Annotated in this window: 18 protein-coding genes; 9 read left to right on the forward strand and 9 right to left on the reverse strand. The window is 40.7% G+C overall.

The window, feature by feature from the left end:
* From O3603_RS11150 to O3603_RS11165, 4 genes are all read left to right on the forward strand, one after another.
* A partial coding sequence (locus tag O3603_RS11150; protein WP_371522857.1) for a hypothetical protein occupies positions 1-195 on the forward strand: 195 nt, incomplete at its 5' end.
* 289 nt (positions 196-484) lie between these two features.
* Positions 485-1,714, forward strand: coding sequence for a tyrosine-type recombinase/integrase (locus O3603_RS11155; protein ID WP_371522859.1), 1,230 nt, complete (start codon positions 485-487; stop codon positions 1,712-1,714).
* Positions 1,715-1,726: 12 nt separating this feature from the next.
* The gene (locus O3603_RS11160; protein ID WP_371522861.1) at positions 1,727-2,971 is read left to right on the forward strand and encodes a tyrosine-type recombinase/integrase; all 1,245 of its coding nucleotides are present in this window, start codon (positions 1,727-1,729) and stop codon (positions 2,969-2,971) included.
* A complete protein-coding gene (locus tag O3603_RS11165) occupies positions 2,968-3,369 on the forward strand; it encodes a hypothetical protein (RefSeq protein ID WP_371522863.1) in 402 nt (133 codons plus the stop codon). The genes O3603_RS11160 and O3603_RS11165 overlap by 4 nt, the downstream gene beginning before the upstream one ends.
* A 374-nt stretch (positions 3,370-3,743) precedes the next feature.
* Here the strand turns inward: O3603_RS11165 and O3603_RS11170 are convergent, their stop codons facing one another.
* The 5 genes from O3603_RS11170 to O3603_RS11190 form a co-directional block, all read right to left on the reverse strand.
* Positions 3,744-4,937, reverse strand: a complete 1,194-nt coding sequence (locus O3603_RS11170) for a YncE family protein (protein ID WP_371522865.1) — start codon at positions 4,935-4,937, stop codon at positions 3,744-3,746.
* Between the two features lie 35 nt (positions 4,938-4,972).
* On the reverse strand, positions 4,973-7,387 hold the full coding sequence (locus tag O3603_RS11175; RefSeq protein WP_371522867.1) for a TonB-dependent receptor: 2,415 nt from the start codon (positions 7,385-7,387) through the stop codon (positions 4,973-4,975).
* Positions 7,388-7,391: 4 nt separating this feature from the next.
* Positions 7,392-8,027 carry a TetR/AcrR family transcriptional regulator gene (locus O3603_RS11180; RefSeq protein ID WP_009227819.1) on the reverse strand — a complete coding sequence of 212 codons (636 nt, stop codon included), beginning with the start codon at positions 8,025-8,027 and terminating at the stop codon, positions 7,392-7,394.
* 184 nt (positions 8,028-8,211) lie between these two features.
* Entirely contained in the window at positions 8,212-8,511 is a 300-nt protein-coding gene (locus tag O3603_RS11185) for a helix-turn-helix domain-containing protein (RefSeq protein WP_371522869.1), read from the reverse strand.
* A gap of 11 nt (positions 8,512-8,522) precedes the next feature.
* On the reverse strand, positions 8,523-8,825 hold the full coding sequence (locus tag O3603_RS11190) for a helix-turn-helix domain-containing protein (RefSeq protein WP_371522872.1): 303 nt from the start codon (positions 8,823-8,825) through the stop codon (positions 8,523-8,525).
* A 454-nt stretch (positions 8,826-9,279) separates the two neighbouring features.
* Here O3603_RS11190 and O3603_RS11195 point away from each other — a divergent pair, with 454 nt between their 5' ends.
* The 5 genes from O3603_RS11195 to O3603_RS11215 all read left to right on the forward strand — a co-directional run bounded on the left by O3603_RS11195 (position 9,280) and on the right by O3603_RS11215 (position 13,997).
* Positions 9,280-10,545, forward strand: coding sequence for a VapE domain-containing protein (locus O3603_RS11195; protein ID WP_371522874.1), 1,266 nt, complete (start codon positions 9,280-9,282; stop codon positions 10,543-10,545).
* Between the two features lie 182 nt (positions 10,546-10,727).
* Positions 10,728-11,702 (forward strand): toprim domain-containing protein, encoded by a 975-nt coding sequence (locus tag O3603_RS11200; RefSeq protein WP_371522876.1) that lies wholly within the window; start codon positions 10,728-10,730, stop codon positions 11,700-11,702.
* 2 nt (positions 11,703-11,704) lie between these two features.
* Positions 11,705-12,139, forward strand: coding sequence for a DUF3408 domain-containing protein (locus O3603_RS11205; RefSeq protein ID WP_007574491.1), 435 nt, complete (start codon positions 11,705-11,707; stop codon positions 12,137-12,139).
* Positions 12,140-12,520: 381 nt separating this feature from the next.
* The gene (locus tag O3603_RS11210; protein WP_371522878.1) at positions 12,521-12,952 is read left to right on the forward strand and encodes a hypothetical protein; all 432 of its coding nucleotides are present in this window, start codon (positions 12,521-12,523) and stop codon (positions 12,950-12,952) included.
* Positions 12,936-13,997, forward strand: coding sequence for a relaxase/mobilization nuclease domain-containing protein (locus O3603_RS11215; RefSeq protein WP_371522880.1), 1,062 nt, complete (start codon positions 12,936-12,938; stop codon positions 13,995-13,997). Before O3603_RS11210 ends, O3603_RS11215 begins: the two co-directional genes overlap by 17 nt.
* Positions 13,998-14,318: 321 nt before the next feature.
* Here O3603_RS11215 and O3603_RS11220 read toward each other — a convergent pair whose 3' ends face one another.
* From O3603_RS11220 to O3603_RS11235, 4 genes are all read right to left on the reverse strand, one after another.
* Positions 14,319-14,564, reverse strand: a complete 246-nt coding sequence (locus O3603_RS11220; protein WP_314573588.1) for a hypothetical protein — start codon at positions 14,562-14,564, stop codon at positions 14,319-14,321.
* 67 nt (positions 14,565-14,631) lie between these two features.
* On the reverse strand, positions 14,632-14,865 hold the full coding sequence (locus O3603_RS11225; protein ID WP_371522882.1) for a hypothetical protein: 234 nt from the start codon (positions 14,863-14,865) through the stop codon (positions 14,632-14,634).
* Positions 14,855-15,433, reverse strand: coding sequence for a hypothetical protein (locus O3603_RS11230; protein ID WP_371522884.1), 579 nt, complete (start codon positions 15,431-15,433; stop codon positions 14,855-14,857). The genes O3603_RS11225 and O3603_RS11230 overlap by 11 nt, the downstream gene beginning before the upstream one ends.
* A gap of 308 nt (positions 15,434-15,741) precedes the next feature.
* A complete protein-coding gene (locus tag O3603_RS11235) occupies positions 15,742-15,993 on the reverse strand; it encodes a hypothetical protein (RefSeq protein WP_156787961.1) in 252 nt (83 codons plus the stop codon).
* Positions 15,994-16,481 lie beyond the last annotated feature (488 nt).

Genomic DNA, 16,481 nt, shown 5'->3' on the forward strand with positions numbered 1-16,481 from the left:
ATGGGGAGGAGTGACAGGAGTGACAGGAAAATTGTAAAGCGGTTGTTTTTATGGTGTTGTTATAATAATGCAAGGGGAGAGATATTTGTTTATTATGAAAAGAAAAAGGGCATAAGAAGGGTTGTAATAATGATTCATAAATTGGAGATAACAGGTGGACTTTTACATGGTAAAAGATGCCCTTTTGCAATGTAACTAATCAACGAAAATGAAGAAAAGTCGAAGTTGGTGTAAACTAACTGATAATGAGTGAGAAATGGAACGATTTGCATAGAGGTGCTCTTTTCAAAAAGGGTAGGAATATGCAGATTTAGGCAAAAGTTCAGTTACCAAAGCATTACCTGATTTTGGGATAGGTAACGATGGAGTAATGTCCGGTAATCGAATTATTTTCGCTCGTGTGGCTGTTGCTGTGGTCGGCAGTTTTCTGCATAAGTGAGGAACGCTTTAATTCGGGTAACTTTGCCCATAAAAATTAAAGCGTATGAAACAAGAGAAAATGAAGGTGTTGCTCTACCTCAAAAAGAGCGGTCTTGACAAGTCGGGCAAGGCTCCGATTATGGGACGTATCACACTTGGAAGAAATGTTGCCCAGTTCAGTTGTAAACTCTCCTGCAATCCAGAGTTGTGGAATCCCCGTGAGAGTAGAGTGGACGGCAAGAGTCGTGAGGCAGTAGAGATAAACGGCAGGTTGGAGAGTTTGCTGTTGTCTGTTCAGTCGGCTTATCAAGCCTTACTTTCCAAAGGTTGCCCATTTGACGCAACCGATGTAAAGGAACTGTTTCAAGGCAGCGTACAGACACGATGTATGCTTATCGAACGATTGGACATCCTCATCAGGGAGAAGAAAGAACATATTGGAATTGACATTAAGAGAGAAACAATTTCCAATTACTATACTACCCGTAATAATCTTCGGACATTTATCGAAGACAAGTACAAGGTGGAAGATTTGTCTTTCTCGCAACTTACAGAAAATTTCATTTATGATTTCAGGGACTACTACTTGAACAAATTAGGGTTTCAGGAAAGTAGTTTCTATGCAGTTGCATCCCAAATAAAGACCGTATGCAGGTTGGCATACCGTGAAGGATTGGCTGACACCTTATTATTTGCTAATGTAAAGATAGCAAGAGGTGATAAGAAACTCCCAAAGGCACTTGACAGACGTTCACTTGACAAACTAATGAATACCCACTTCGGAGAGTTGGAGGAAGAAATGGAAACAGCAAGGGATTTGTTTGTTTTTGCCTGTCATACAGGTGCAGCCTATTGTGATTTAATGGGATTAAGTAAGACACATCTTGTCCGTGATGATGAGGAAAATCTTTGGATGAAGTTCAATAGGAAGAAGACAGGTGTACTTTGCCGTATTAAGTTGTTGCCGGAAGCTGTTCGGTTAATTGAGAAAATGCATAGCGATGAAAGGGAAGCACTGCTGCCTTTCATCAAATATCCCACTTATCAGTCCTGTCTTAAAGCCTTGCGACTACGGGCAGGTATTTCTTTTCCCTTTACTTCGCATACTGCAAGGCATACCTTTGCCACGCTTATCACCTTGGAACAGGGCGTTCCTATTGAAACGGTCAGCAAGATGCTGGGACATACGAACGTAAGTATGACCGAACGTTATGCAAAGGTAACACCACAGAAACTCTTTGAAGAGTTTAACCATTTCCTCTCTTTCACCGAAGATTTGCGTTTAACCATTTAACCAAGATTTTTTATGAGAAGTACATTTAAGATATTGTTTTACATCAACAGACAGAAAACAAAGGCAGACGGCAATACTACCATTCTCTGCCGTATCACTATAGACGGAAAGAGCACAGCCATTACCACAGGAGAGGAATGCAAATCCTCCGAGTGGAACAGCAGGAAGGGACTGACAACCGACAAGAGAACCAATCAAAGAATCGGCGAGTTTAAGGAACTTGTAGAGAAGACCTATCGAGATATTCTGATAAATGACGGAGTGGTAAGTGTGGAACTGCTTAAAAACCGTTTGCAGGGAATAGCCACCATGCCGACAACACTCCTTGCCATGAGCAAGGCAGAATTGCAATCCGTTAAAGAGTGCGTGGGCAAATCGAGAGCTGAGGGAACCTATCAGAATCTTCTCTATTCAGATAAGTTACTTACGGAGTTTGTAAAGGATAAGGGAATGACGGATATAGTCATAGCCACTATAACGGAAGACTTGTTTGAAGAATACCGTTTCTATCTGAAAAAACGAGGCTTGGCAACAGCAACCATGAATCGTTATCTTTGTTGGCTGAGTAGGCTGATGTATCGTGCGGTCAGTCAAAGAATCATCCGTTGCAATCCCTTTGAGAATGCCAAGTATGAGAAAGCGGAACAGAAGATACGCTTTTTGCAAAAGAGCGATGTTGCCAAACTCATGGCATTGAGAGTAATTGATAAGGAGGCAGAACAAGCAAGACGGCTGTTTGTCTTTGCCTGTTTTACAGGTTTGGCTATTGCTGATATGGAACATTTGCAATTTGGACATGTCCAAACGGCAGCAGACGGACAGAAATATATCCGAAAAGAACGGCAGAAGACAAAGGTGGAGTTTGTCGTGCCACTACACCCCATAGCAGAGACCATCATCAATCAATGCAAGAAAGAACGACCGAGTATGAAAGAAATGCAGACGGTGAAAGGAAAAGGCAACGACTTTATCTTTCACTGTGCTTGTAGCCGTAGCGTGATGAGTGCAAAGCTGAGCATCGTGGGTAAGGCTTGCGGTATCAGAGAGCGGTTGTCCTACCACATGGCAAGGCACACGTTCGGCACGCTGAGTTTAAGTGCAGGAATACCCATAGAGAGTATTGCCAAGATGATGGGGCACGCCTCTATATCCAGTACTCAAATCTACGCACAGGTGACAGATAATAAGATTTCTGAGGACATGGACAGGTTGATAAGGAAACATCAGACAAAAGAAACGAAGGAGGAAACCGTATGAATGTCAATCACCATCAAATAAAAAGAGACCGCAGTTATTTCGAGTGGGGCGATAATATGCAAATCACTTGCAAAGGCAAAGGCGAAATAGCCATGACAGAGAGTGAACTGGTGGATTTCTTTAGTGTAACATGGAGGAAGCTCAATTATCGTCTGCAACTTCTACTAAAAGTCTCTCCCCTGCAACCCGACGAAAGGGATACAGGGGAGCAGGGAGTCTACGTGAACGGACGACTGCGAGGATATGCTCCGCTTTATCCACTCACAATCATCATCGCTTTGTCTTATCAATTGGACAGTACGGAAGCACACTTCTTCAGGAAACATGTATGTCAGAGATTGCAGAAACCTACATCCATAATAACACCGATATTCTTAATAGGAAAGACGGATACCTGATGATTATATTTTCTTTTTCTTTCATTGATTATATCTTACTACATAACTACAATAAGGTATAATACGTTGAAAGAAAAAGGATTAAAGATTTTTATTGATATACGAATATTCTTTCAATTATTTACTACGCTACTACAAAAGAAAGATTTTTATTAAAACTGAATTGACAGTGTATAAAAACTAAAAGCACAACCATGAGAATTTATAGTTTATAACACATAAACTAAAAGAGCTGTATCAAACCCTATAATGAGTAACGACACAGCTCTTTTTCTTGTTTTGAGGGAGATTTAAGTTTCTAATCAAGAAGTTCGCATCCTTTCAGATGTTGGGGTTATGTCCCAATAAATATCATAAGTAATATTCTATTACAACTATTTAAGCTCATGCAACATATAGGGTGCTCCGGAAACCTTTACCTTCAATTTTTCATACCTTCCATCTTTCATGTGATAGACAAAATAACCCGTACCTTGGTCTGTTGACATGCCGAAGATGATGTCATTGCCCGACTTGCAAATGGATGCCGCCCAGCCTGTAGTTCCTGAGAAGTTCATCTTCTTGCAAGTCTTATCATAGAGATTAATCTCAAAAGGCTGGAACGATTTATCATGAACGTAATCTGGTGGGTTGCTTGCTGCCCCAGGAATATTTAGGTATCCATAAACCTTTCCGTTTCCACCATATACCTTATTATAGGCATATGAAGTTTTACCTCCTTTTACACCATCCAGATTTACATCTGCAAGGGTAAAGCAATAAGACTTGTCAAACTCCTGTTCTCCCTTCTTAATGCGCAAGAAGCCTTCCTTTGCCCCCTTCTGATAACCGAACATTCCTACGCAATAGAAATAGATATCACCCTTCTCGTCCACAAACGGATCACCAGCAGGTGTTCCACTGGACGACATCGTGACGCGACTGTCACTAATAAGTTTGATTGGCTTGTCTGTTTTCGTGTCAATTAATGCAACATAGGCTCCAGTTTCGCAAGAATAAGCAGACTTCATTTGATTCAGTGACACATATAAAATTCCATCTCTGATAACAGAGGCACACGGTTCAGGATTATTGTCACCAGAGGACTTTCCCAAGGAATAGTCGGATAAGTCTATTTCTCCTGTCTTCGTCATTGAGGATGGGTCAATAATCCACACCTTTCCTATACCAAGGCAAGAAACATATGCCTTCTTATTGGATGCGAACGTGATGTACGTTGCCTTAGCACCACTTGGAAATACCATAGTCGTGCCCTCTTGGACGAGTTTGCCATCTTTTGGTGCATATTTGTAGAGGTGTTCCGTGTCAGTCACATATACCTTGCCACCATGCACAAATGAAAATGCACCCTTGGCAAACACCAAAGCATTGTCCGTATTGAGCGAACCAGCTGTCAAGTCTTTGAACAGACTGACATATGTATTCTCTCCAATATTCACGCTATGCACAAATCCTACCTCGGACTTTGCTGGTGGCGTTGGAGGAACATCTGGAGTGTCTTTACTACATGAGGAAAGACCTGATAACACAAGCAGCGCCGTGGCTGCGACTAAGAAATAATGTTTCATTTTGACTATAAATTTTTGAAATGAATAATAAGAATTTACATACTCATAGCTCCTCCTGAGACTTTGTCTCGGAACAGATTAAAACGCAATTTAGCCTTAAAGGTTCTGCCTTGCAGTGGCATTTTGAATTCCATGTAGTTCTCTTTGTCAAAAATATTTTCGACCTCGAAACTCAGAGAAACATTGTTATGCCAAAATGACTGTTGAAGCCCTATGGTAAACACATCGTTGGAAGGAATGATCCATTTCTTTCGTTGGTCGGGCAGTGTGCTCATTTGCCAGCCCCAATCGAATTCTCCGACATGAGAAACATCAACATAAACTCTGGACAACTCTTTCTTTCCCAACAAACCTTCAACGTGATATTCCATGCCATAGTTGTAATAGAATGAAGGTATGTTGGGAACATGCTTGTCATACGTAGGATTATCCGAACCTTTCTCATCGTTTAACCATTTTTGACGGTCTCGAATGTCCTGCAATGTAAGATTAAAGTATGCATAGACGTTTGGGGTTATATCTACCTTTAAGTCAGTATCGAAACCAAGCGTACTTGTCTTTCCTAAGTTTATGTATATGGAACGGATGTCAGCGGGGAAAAGTCTTATCATATTCTTCATATACATATAATAAAAATTTGTTTCCCATTGCACACGAGTAAGCCCCAATAGATTTCTCTTGTCCATGATGACCCCAATGTTCAAATTATCTCCAACTTCTGGCTGAAGATTTACAGAAGGTTTGATACTCATTCCGTTTCCGAACAATTCTCCCGTATCAGGAATTCTTACATTGTGTGAAAACGAGATTTTTCCCCTCACACCTTTCCACAATTCATAGCTAAGCCCTTCGCTAAAGCCATAATACGTTTTGTTCACGTTGGTCTGTTGGGGAGCGAATACGCTTTCTGTCTTGTCTTTTGACAAAGCATCGCTTGTTCTATAGATTTTTGACTTCAGATAATAGATGCTTATTGTCAAGGAATTCTGAAAGCGATTATTAGAAGAAGCAAACAAATAACTTAGTCCGATGTTGTTTGAAGTCATTTTGCTGGGAAATGAACTGGGGTCGAAGCCAAGGTATTCATTCATATGATCGTCCTTAGGTCTATAGTCCGAGAATACGAATTGATCATTCAGATTGAAAGTATGTCGTCCAAGTGTATATTTCAAGTTAAATTTATTTCGCAACTCAAATTGCCGGTCATGGGACTCGTTGAAAAGATTATCCTCTGTCTCCCCATTAGCTGGCGTGACCGTCCCATTCCATTGCGTTCTTGTAGTTGCCGTATCCGTCATGTTAGAACGTATGATGGGAACAACAAGTGTGTTTTTCAGCTCCAAATCTTTGAAAATGAAATTTTTCTTCTCCATATTCAAAGTAGGCATAATATTAAGACTTTTTGTATAGGCATATCGAGAGTCAAAGTTGAGAGACTGTATGCCTTTCTTATTCCTGTAAAAAGCACATTCCAAATCCAGTTTGTCGAAGTATTGCTTTCTAAAACCTATGCCCACATGATAGAATTCTGCGTCATAATAGTCATTGTTTCGTCTCACCTTTCTGTATTCAGAAGCAGGTAGATTAGTCTCAAACACTGGCCATGACATCATATAATTGTTCTTGGATTTGTTCCTGAAGAAAGCAATATTGAATAATATTCCAGATTTTGCAAAAAGTTTCTGGGCACTTGCAAGTGTCTTGAATGTCCCGAATGATGCCAATTCCTGCGTAAAACCCACTAGGTCACATTCATCCTCTCGTGTCACTATGTTGATAGCACCACCAAGTCCATCACCGCCATATTCTGCAGGAACGATTCCTTTGTACACCTCTATGTACTTAATAACATCAATCGGAATATCATTGATGTCGAAAGAACCATCTGGACTGTTTAGTGGGAAGCCGTTGATATAAACTGCCACACGCTTACCTTCCAATCCATGGACAGATATACGCGATGCACTTCCTAATCCTCCGGTTTTTCTCACCTTGATACCTGACGTTCTAGTGAGTATTTCTTCTATTCCACTTGAGCGTCCTCGCAACTTTGATCCATCCACTACCGTTACAGCCATAGGACTTTGCCGGATATGGTTTATTTCAGCCTTTTGGGAGGAACCCCTTACCACGACTTCGTTAAGTGCGTTCGTAGATGTCTCCAAAAAAAAGTCTTTCGTGGTATTTCCTTCTGACACAACGACTTGCCTTACTCGTTTATATCCAACAAATGAAACCTCGACAATGTATATTCCATTGGAAGGAATATCAATTTGATAATTGCCTGTTTTATCAGAAACTGTTTTCTGTTTTATATTTTTGATTGATACGTATGCTCCAGATATCGGAAGTTTAGTTTCTTTATCTATGATTTTCCCACGTAATATATTTTGGGCAGACAAAACTGTTGTACACAAACACAGTATCGTTACGATGAATAATCTGTTCATAATCTTATTGATTAATGAGTTCTCGCCATCCTGCTGTATTATAGCGTATATATTCAGACAAAACCTGTTTTGCCTCTTCTTTACGGATTTCTGGATTTGAGACAATCTCTCCGACGATTGTTACCCATGTAGAAGAGGAAATCCGAAAGAATAGTGACGAAACTTTTGTTTGTATTTGTGGATAGACTTTTTGCATTTGGTCAATATATTCTTTACTTATTGCAACTTGTTCTTCGATAAAATTTTCACGGAAAAATTCTACAGAAGTACCTTTTGATTCAAAGAGCAATAACTTTAATTCTTCTTTATACAAGAAAATTATTTTAAGCGTTTCTCTTAGCAAATCTTTTTGACTTTGTATAGAGAAACGAAGTTTGTCTATTTTGTTGGGTTCTATGCGATAGGAGGACAGCCTTCCATCCAAGACAGCAAGTAAAGGCCTAAGGACAGCATAAAAAATATCATCTTTTGTCTTAAAATAATTGTATATATTACCTAAGACAACTCCTGATTTTGCAGAAATTGTTCGCATCGAAGTTTTTCTAAAACCATTTTTAATAAATTCATTGCGGGCAGCTGTGACAATTCTGTTTCTTATATCTTCTTTTAATATTTTCATTACTATTTTATTAACGGACATCGTTCAGTTTTGTTCATAAAAAAAAGCGTACTGTTAAAAAACAGTACGCTCCTTTTATTGTTGCCTTTATGCGGCTGTGTGATATTTTCATCATTAATTCAATTTTAGATACAAAGGTATGGGAAGAATTCTATACTGGCAATACTTATTAATAGGTATTTTTAATCGAATTATAATACTAAATTCAAATGGACTTAAAATAGTAATTCTCCTCCAACATCCTTTCCAAGTCCGAAGCCTTGTAGAGTATCTTCCCTGCAAACTGTGTGTAGGGAAGAATTCTTCTGTCCCGATAGTCCTGTAAGGTGCGAGGGCTGATGTACAGCCTTTCGCACACCTCTTTACTCGTGAGAAAGTGCTCACCGCCAAAGAGCGGCTTGTGTGTCTGTGCCACTTCCTTAATTCTCTTGCTTACTCCGCCGATAGCGGACAGCACCACCTGCATATCGTCAGCCTCCATATTCAAGTCTCTCACCTGTTCCATAATCTTCCTATTTATTTGTTGATATTAGTTTTATCCGTTTTTGATTTCTCTGTTTTGGTTTGGAGCAATTGCTCCACATCCTCACGCCTATAATAGCACTTATGCCCGATTTGAGAGAATGGAAGTACACCTGTATCCCGGTAGTGCTGCAATGTGCGCTTGCTGATGTTGAGCAACTTACATACATCACCATTGTGCAGCCAATCGGTATGCTTGCTCTGTTCCCCGAATGCCTTGTGGCAGGTCTCGGCAAGACTGAGTATCTCGTTCCTCAACCTTGCCCAATTTGAATCCGTAATGATAAAATATCCCATAGTTTTATTGTTATTTTGTTTGTAATTCCTTATTGTTTTGCGTCTTACCGCACGTTTCTGCCTGCAAAAGTAGGATGTGTTTTCCATACCTCAAAGCAGCAGGGAACAGCAGGGAAATATAGGGAACTTGAAGGAAAAGACAACATATCTTATCGGTTGCCTTTTTCGTATTATTCTTTGATTTCTTCTTTCACCGTTTATCCTATATGAAGGATAATCCCAATCGGCGCAAAATACAGCAAACATAGGCAATACACACATTTCTGTCTTTGGCTGTAGCTATCATTCCCAACTCTGTTTTCCACAAAAATCCCATTTTCTTGCCCTGCCACGACAAAATATACATGTGAACTTTATAGCAGACAGACGCAACATTATGCAAGCACTCTCCGAATGCTTGGAACTTTGACATTCTCTTCATAACTTCACTCTCAGAAACCAAACCAATCATATAATGAAGAAGAATGCAGATAAAGGCAAATCTGAGGGCGGAAACAGCGAATTTCATACAAGAAGGAAGTTTTCCAAGAACTCGGAGATAGAAGCCTATCTCTCCACTCACTACGAGTTCAGATACAATACGGTATTGGGTAGAACTGAATATCGTAGCAAGAATGATGCTCACTTCTCAAAGGTGGGTCGCTATGAAATCAACACGCTCCGCAGAGAGATAGACAACGACATCGGGATAATAACCTCGTCGGATAATCTATACTCTATCATCGAGAGTAGCTTCTCTCCACGTGTTAATCCCATACAGGAGTATTTCAATGGATTGCCATTGGTGGATGTAAGTAGCAGTTCTCCCTTTTCACTGAAAGCCATTCCCCACTTGGCAAGTTGCGTAGTCGTGCGCAACTCTGACAAGTGGTTACAATATCTCACCAAGTGGCTCGTGGCAGTGGTCGCCAACGCAATGGACGACCGTGAGTGCAGTAACCACACCTGCCTTGTGCTGACAGGTGAGCAGGGAAAGTTCAAGACAACGTTTCTCGATTTACTTTGTCCACCCAAACTGCACGGTTACAGTTATACCGGCAAGATATATCCACAGGAGAAAGACACGCTCACCTATATCGGGCAAAACCTCATCGTAAACATAGACGACCAACTCAAAGCTCTAAATAAACGTGATGAGAATGAGCTGAAGAACCTCATTACATGCCCGATGGTCAAATACCGTATGCCCTACGACAAGTATGTAGAGGAGCATCCCCACTTGGCAAGCTTTGTGGCATCAGTGAACGGCAATGACTTTCTTACAGACCCTACAGGAAGCAGACGCTTCCTGCCCTTTGAAGTGCTTTCTATAGATATTGAGAGAGCAAAAGCGATCTCGATGGACAATGTCTATGCGGAAGCCAAAGCCCTGTTAAAGTCAGGTTTTCGTTATTGGTTTGATGATGATGAGATTGCCGAGCTATATAGGGAGAGTGAAGACTTTCAAGTACAGACTGCTGAGTTGGAACTTTTGTTGCGTTGTTTTGAAAAGCCAACGGAGGATGAAAGTTATTCGTTAATGACCACTACGGAGATACTCACCTATTTGGGTATTTATACTCACCAACCACTTGTTGCCAAGCGTATGGGTGAAGCCTTGAAGAAAGCAGGATACATAAAGGTGAGCAAACGAAGAAACGGTAGTAGCCCCATCTATGTCTACAAGATTAGGAAAATCTTGCCCTGCCCACTCCTTCAAACTTGTAGTAGCCAAATGTAGTAGAATGTGTAGTATTACCTTATACTACAAAGTAATACTGATTATCAATTACTTATCACAAAATAGTATGTAGTAAGAAGAAAGATGAAAAAGTTTGGAGGGGAAAAACTTTGGAAAAGGTAAAACCCCAAAAACAGACAAACATAAATAATTATCATTCAACCCATTAAAGTATCAAAACAATGAAAGAAGAAGATTTATCACGTATCAAGCGATACCCCATAGTGGAGTATCTCGAAAGGAAAGGCGTCAAGCCCGTGCGTAGGACACCTTCCTATGCGCTGTACCGTTCACCGCTTAGGGAAGAAACACATCCGAGCTTCAAGGTGGACACAGAGAAGAACCTTTGGATAGATTATGGCGAAGGACGGGGCGGAAGCATAATCGACCTCTGTATGCGTATGGAGGGATGCACGCTATCGGAAGCCATCCGTCGTTTGGGGCAGAACGCTCCCGATGATGGTACCTATAGTTCTTGTAATAGCTTCGCACCAAACAACACCCAGCCTGTGATGGCTGTAAATGGAGCAAGGAGACTGATAGAAATATCAGACACCCTACCGCCACATTTACAGGAATATCTTACAAAGGTGCGTTGCATCAACTTAGAAAAGGCTATGCCTTTCCTCAAATGTATCAGCTGTGAGGTAAGGGGCAGGCGCTACCAAGCCATCGGCTTTGCCAATCTCTCTGGCGGCTATGAGCTTCGGGACGACAAGACGTTCAAGGGAACGATAGCCCCGAAAGACATTACTCCGATATTCACGGATAGAGCGGAGCCAGTATGTATCTTTGAAGGCTTCATGGACTTCCTCTCCTTCCTTTCGATGAAAGAAGAGATTACCAACCACTGCCTTGTGATGAACTCCGTGAGCAACGTGGCAAGGACTATCCGCTATTTGAATGACCGACACCTAACCCATATCCGTACCTTCCTTGACAATGATGAAGCAGGACGGAGGGCTGTTCAAGATTTCATAAAGGCAGGCTTCCATGTTGAGGACATGAACATACATTTCCAAGACTTCAAGGATCTCAACGAATATCATGTCAGCTGTGCCCGTGAACAGCAGAAACGGAAAGCGCAGGAACAGACACACATATCAATTACAGGACAAAACAAGAAATCAAAACAGGTCAAACTTAAAATGAAATAGAAATGGAAAAGGAAACTATGATGAGCGACAAAGACCTTTCATGGTTCTTGGGTGTGGAAGATGAAACAGAGAACGAATCTACTTCACAAGAAGCGACTGCGGTTCCTGAAAGAGAAAGACCAACAAACAAGCAGGACACAGAGAATACCATGCACTCCGAGCCTGCACGGAACACTGAGAGTGCAACTGTTCAAAGACGTATCAGTGCCAAGATGAGAAAGAAAACACTCGAAGCCTACAAGCAAGCCTATCTTGTGCCGACCAAGTTAAACAACCGTAAGGCAGTCTATCTGAGTAGGGAGACACAGGAGCGTGCCGACTTCATTGTGCGTAGGTTAGGCGACAGGGGCAGCAACCTTTCAAGCTTTGTGGAGAACATCGTTCGTCAGCATCTGGAGGAATATGGTGAAGATATAGAGAAATGGAGAAGACTGTAAGCCGTAAGAAAAGGTAGACGGTTTTCAGGAAAAAGGTCTACCCTTTCTTCAAAATAGGTCTACCTTTTCGAGCAAATAGGTCTACCTTTTTTGCTAAAAGGGTCTACCCTTTCTTCTTCGGCTTTGTTCTCTGTGAGAATACCACGAATGCAGTTAGTCATAGAATGCACGGCATTCGTTTTTAGACTATAAAACGTTTTAAGCGTAAATGGTTTGTTTGGTAGCATTGCAAGACGTCAGTTTGTACCCACAAACTGCTCTTGCTCCCCTCGCTAAACTATCGGGGAGATTAGACCGTAATCACTCCGCTCTCATCGGTCAGTATTCAGGAATTAAGAAACAATGAATCATCTACAATGATAAACTTTCAAGGAAACTTATATGAGCAGATACAAGGGAAAAGCTGCCCGATGGCAGCCAAAGGATAAGGAAGAACAGCGGATGAATAAGACAGAGTTCATCAAGGTAAGATGCACCTTAGAAGAAAAGCAGCGTATTAAGTCAAAGGCAGAAAGTACGGGACGTAAGTTTTCCGATTACTGCCGTGAGATACTCCTAAATGGAGAGGTGGCAGCCGTTCCCAAGATGACCGAAAATGAAAGGGAAGCCATTGCCATACTTCAGCATACAGGAAGGTTCTACGGGCAGATTTCTAACCTCATCAAGGTCAAGAACGAGGATTGGTTACATATCACAAAGAACCTCTCGCTATGTGCCAAAGAGGCATTTAAGCGATTTTACGACCCCCATTTTCATGTGAACGATGAGATATATAAGGTCTTAAATATGAGAAGAGATGATAGGAAAATGTAAGGCGATAGCGCATGGCAGCACGGCTTTAGACTATATTTTTAGAGAGGGTAAACTTGGCAGTCGGCTTGCCTTCCACAACCTTTGCAGCAGGGAGCCAAAGACTATCTATGAGGAAATGAAAGTGGTCAGCGACTATAACAGCCGTTGCAGGAACAAGTTCCTGCGTATTGAAATCGGTATCGCACCACAAGACGAGAAAAGACTGCCTGTATCCGAGCTTATGGGAATAGCCCATCTGTTTGCCAAGCGAATGGGACTTGACAACCACCAATGGGTGGCAGTAACGCACAAGGACACCGACAACAGACACATTCACATCATCGCCAACCGCATCAGTCTGTATGGAGAAGTCTATGATACCACCTTTGTGAGCAACAAGGCAGCGAGAGTGGCGGAGGAAATAAGCAGAGAGAAAGGCTTGACTATCGCAAAGGAGGTCAAGGCGGAGAAGAAATATCAAAAGTCAAAAGCCAATCCTACGAGAGAGCAAACAAAGAAAGAGATGCAACAAATCTGTTATGCCTTGTTGGATAAATATAAAGGCGGTGGCATATTAGGACACTCCATGTTCCTTTACGAGTTGAACAAGAAGGGCATTATTATTGAGCGTATGAAGAATAAGCAAGGTAACGTCTATGGTTTGAAGTTCTCCTACTGTGGACAGACATTCAAAGCTTCCGAAATAGGCAGGGAGTTTGGCTACCGTTCCTTGCAGAAGAACTTTGAAACAACCAACAAGGAAGAATCAAGGAAACCACATCTAACAGTACAAGAGCCGACAGAAAGGAAAGAACAACCTGATACTGGTTATCAACTCGTACCTCCAAGCCGTTCCTCTATCTCACGAGAAAATGACACCTCACAAGTACAGAATCCCATTGGTGCAGTGGCAGACGCCATTGTTAGCGCAGCCGATGAACTGATGGAAGGCTTGGACGATTTGATTACACCAACCGCACAAGGCTATGACTATGTAGAAGCAGCGTGGCAGCGCAAACTCAGAAACCAAGTGAACAGAAAGAAGAAAAGAGGAAGAGGTATATAACCCACAGGCAAACAGCCAGTCAAAAGTGTAGAAACAGGAATATTTCATCAAAAACGCTTGTTATTCGGTAGCAAAGTATTATCTTTGCAAACAGAATAACAAGCGTTCTTTGTTAGGCAGAAAACAGCGAAACCAAGTAACTCGCTCGTTTCCAAATCGTTACCTGTTTAGTTTTACCAACAAGGTAACTTCTTTATTTTCAATTAGATACATTTTAATAATTATCTTTATCAGTTACTCGTTACTGATAACGCAACTACTCGTTATGGTTAACGACTCTATATGTTACTTTGAAACATATAGACTGATTAATGCAATAATTCAGGTTATCTCGTTGTCCTCATCGGGTATTATGAGGATACCGCTTGAAAGGGTGATAGGATACTTTACTGCCATTACTTTTGCATCTACATGACCATCACAAGTCGAGAGGTCAGCAATAACATAAGGGAAGTCAGTATACCAATGAAACTCCTTGTCGGTTCTGTTACGTAATACCTCGTTTAATTCTCTTACTTCTTCTTCCTGAATAGATGCATATTGGTGATAGAAATTTTGGTGTTGCATATCATAGTTTTGTTTGTGGAGGGACGATTACTCCCTCCGTTATCTATTACTCTTCATAACCCATGTCTTAAAACTGCTTTAAGCAAATCATACCTCCATTAAGGAGCAAATCTCTGTGTAAATTTGCTTGTCTATCCCTGTCAGCAGTAGCTGCATAATCATTATTGACATACACTTGTTGATAAATAACAGTTGCGTCTGGTGCTACGACTGTCAAAACTTGAATTATTGTTGGTATATTCATATCGATGTTGATTGTGGAGGGATGGTTAGCCCCTCCCTTACCTCCTTTATGCGACATACTTGAACTCATGAACATAGATGTAGTTTTCGTTATCATCTTGTTCCTCGTTCCATTCATCTATATCTTTCATTGTCACCGATTCTTTCTTCAACAGTTGAGCCACGTAAGACAAAACTTGCTCCTCCGTATTGAAGTAGTCATTAAAGTAGTCTCCGTCGATGCAAATATCGACATAGTAGCTCTCCGTGAAATATTTACCATCACAATCATTAGTTGCATAGACTTCACAACCACATTCTTCAACAATGTAGTAGATCGTTAGCTTGGGCATGAGCTTTGCCAATAGATGACGGAAATCGGTTGCTCCCCATGCTTCCTCTGCTTCTATATAAAGGACACCATCTATTATTTCATACGTTTGAATAAACCCACGCAAATAGTTGTTCTTCATTTGTTCTTCCGATGCTCCTAAAGCCTTAACGATATTGCCTTCCCATTTTTTAGAGGCGTTCGCTTCGACAGGCTTAACATTGCTTTTAACAAAATCATTAATCACATTAAACACTCTCTCTAAATCGCTTTTGCTTCCCTCGATAGCATAGCTTGTACTTGCCCAATTTGCCATATTCTATATCTTTTAGTTATTTATTTTCCATACATTATTACATGCTCACAAATCTCTATTGCTAAGTTATGTAAATTTGGTCGTATCAATATACGCTTTAATGCCTGATTACTACGTGTTTTTACGCACGTGAAATTCTCTAAGCAAAATGTATATCTCTTGTCATATACTATTTTCATTTTTACTCCATTTACGGTTATCAACCCCTCTGTAACCTCCACCTCAAAAAAGCCTTTTTGCCCTGATGAATAAATACTATCTGCTACTTTAATCATATCTCATTTTATTTATGCTATAAAAACAAAATCTTATGACCATACTATACAAGGTTTTAGCTCCTTATACATAAGCTGTACCTTTCTTGACGAATATCGCCTTTTAATAACTCCTACAAGTTTACCATCTTGCATAATATTGTTTCCTTTGATTTGTACTTTCTCAGTAGCCAAAATCTTATAACTATGATACGAAGCCTCTCTTGTTGATAACATACCATAGTTACCTTTATCAATGGAAGCCATTATAACATCCAAGACTGCTTTCTTTATTTCCTGTTTCATATTCATATTATTTGAATGATACATTTCCCTCTCGTTCAACTGCTATTGCAGCATCACGGTCAGGCTTTCAAATTTTACGTGCAAATAAGGTAGCAAGGTCATTAGGAAGATAAGCAAAGTAATTTATGGATATTATCATGGAAAACCCAAATCTTTGATTTGTGGAAGGCTGCCGTGAGAATATTCTTAAATAGTGTTGCGGTACTTTGTGTTCTTACGACCTTGCTTACCTTTGCAAAGGAAAATTAAAGCCAGACTGTGTATGCAAGGAGTGTAAGCGATAACAAAGGATACAGGGCTTCGCCCTAAACTAAAGGGTAAAGAATAGCAAAGTTGCCGTAGGCTTTAAAACAAGATACTGCCATAACCGCTCTCCCAAAGTCCCTTGAAAACCTTTGTCGAAATGCTTCGTAGAACATGAGACAGTGGTTTTCAAGGGATTAAAACAGCACTGTCTGTTTTAAGGGTTTCAGCGTAGCCTGTGTTCT

This window comes from Prevotella sp. 20925_1_30 (assembly GCF_041433025.1).
Taxonomy (GTDB): Bacteria; Bacteroidota; Bacteroidia; order Bacteroidales; family Bacteroidaceae; genus Prevotella; species Prevotella vespertina.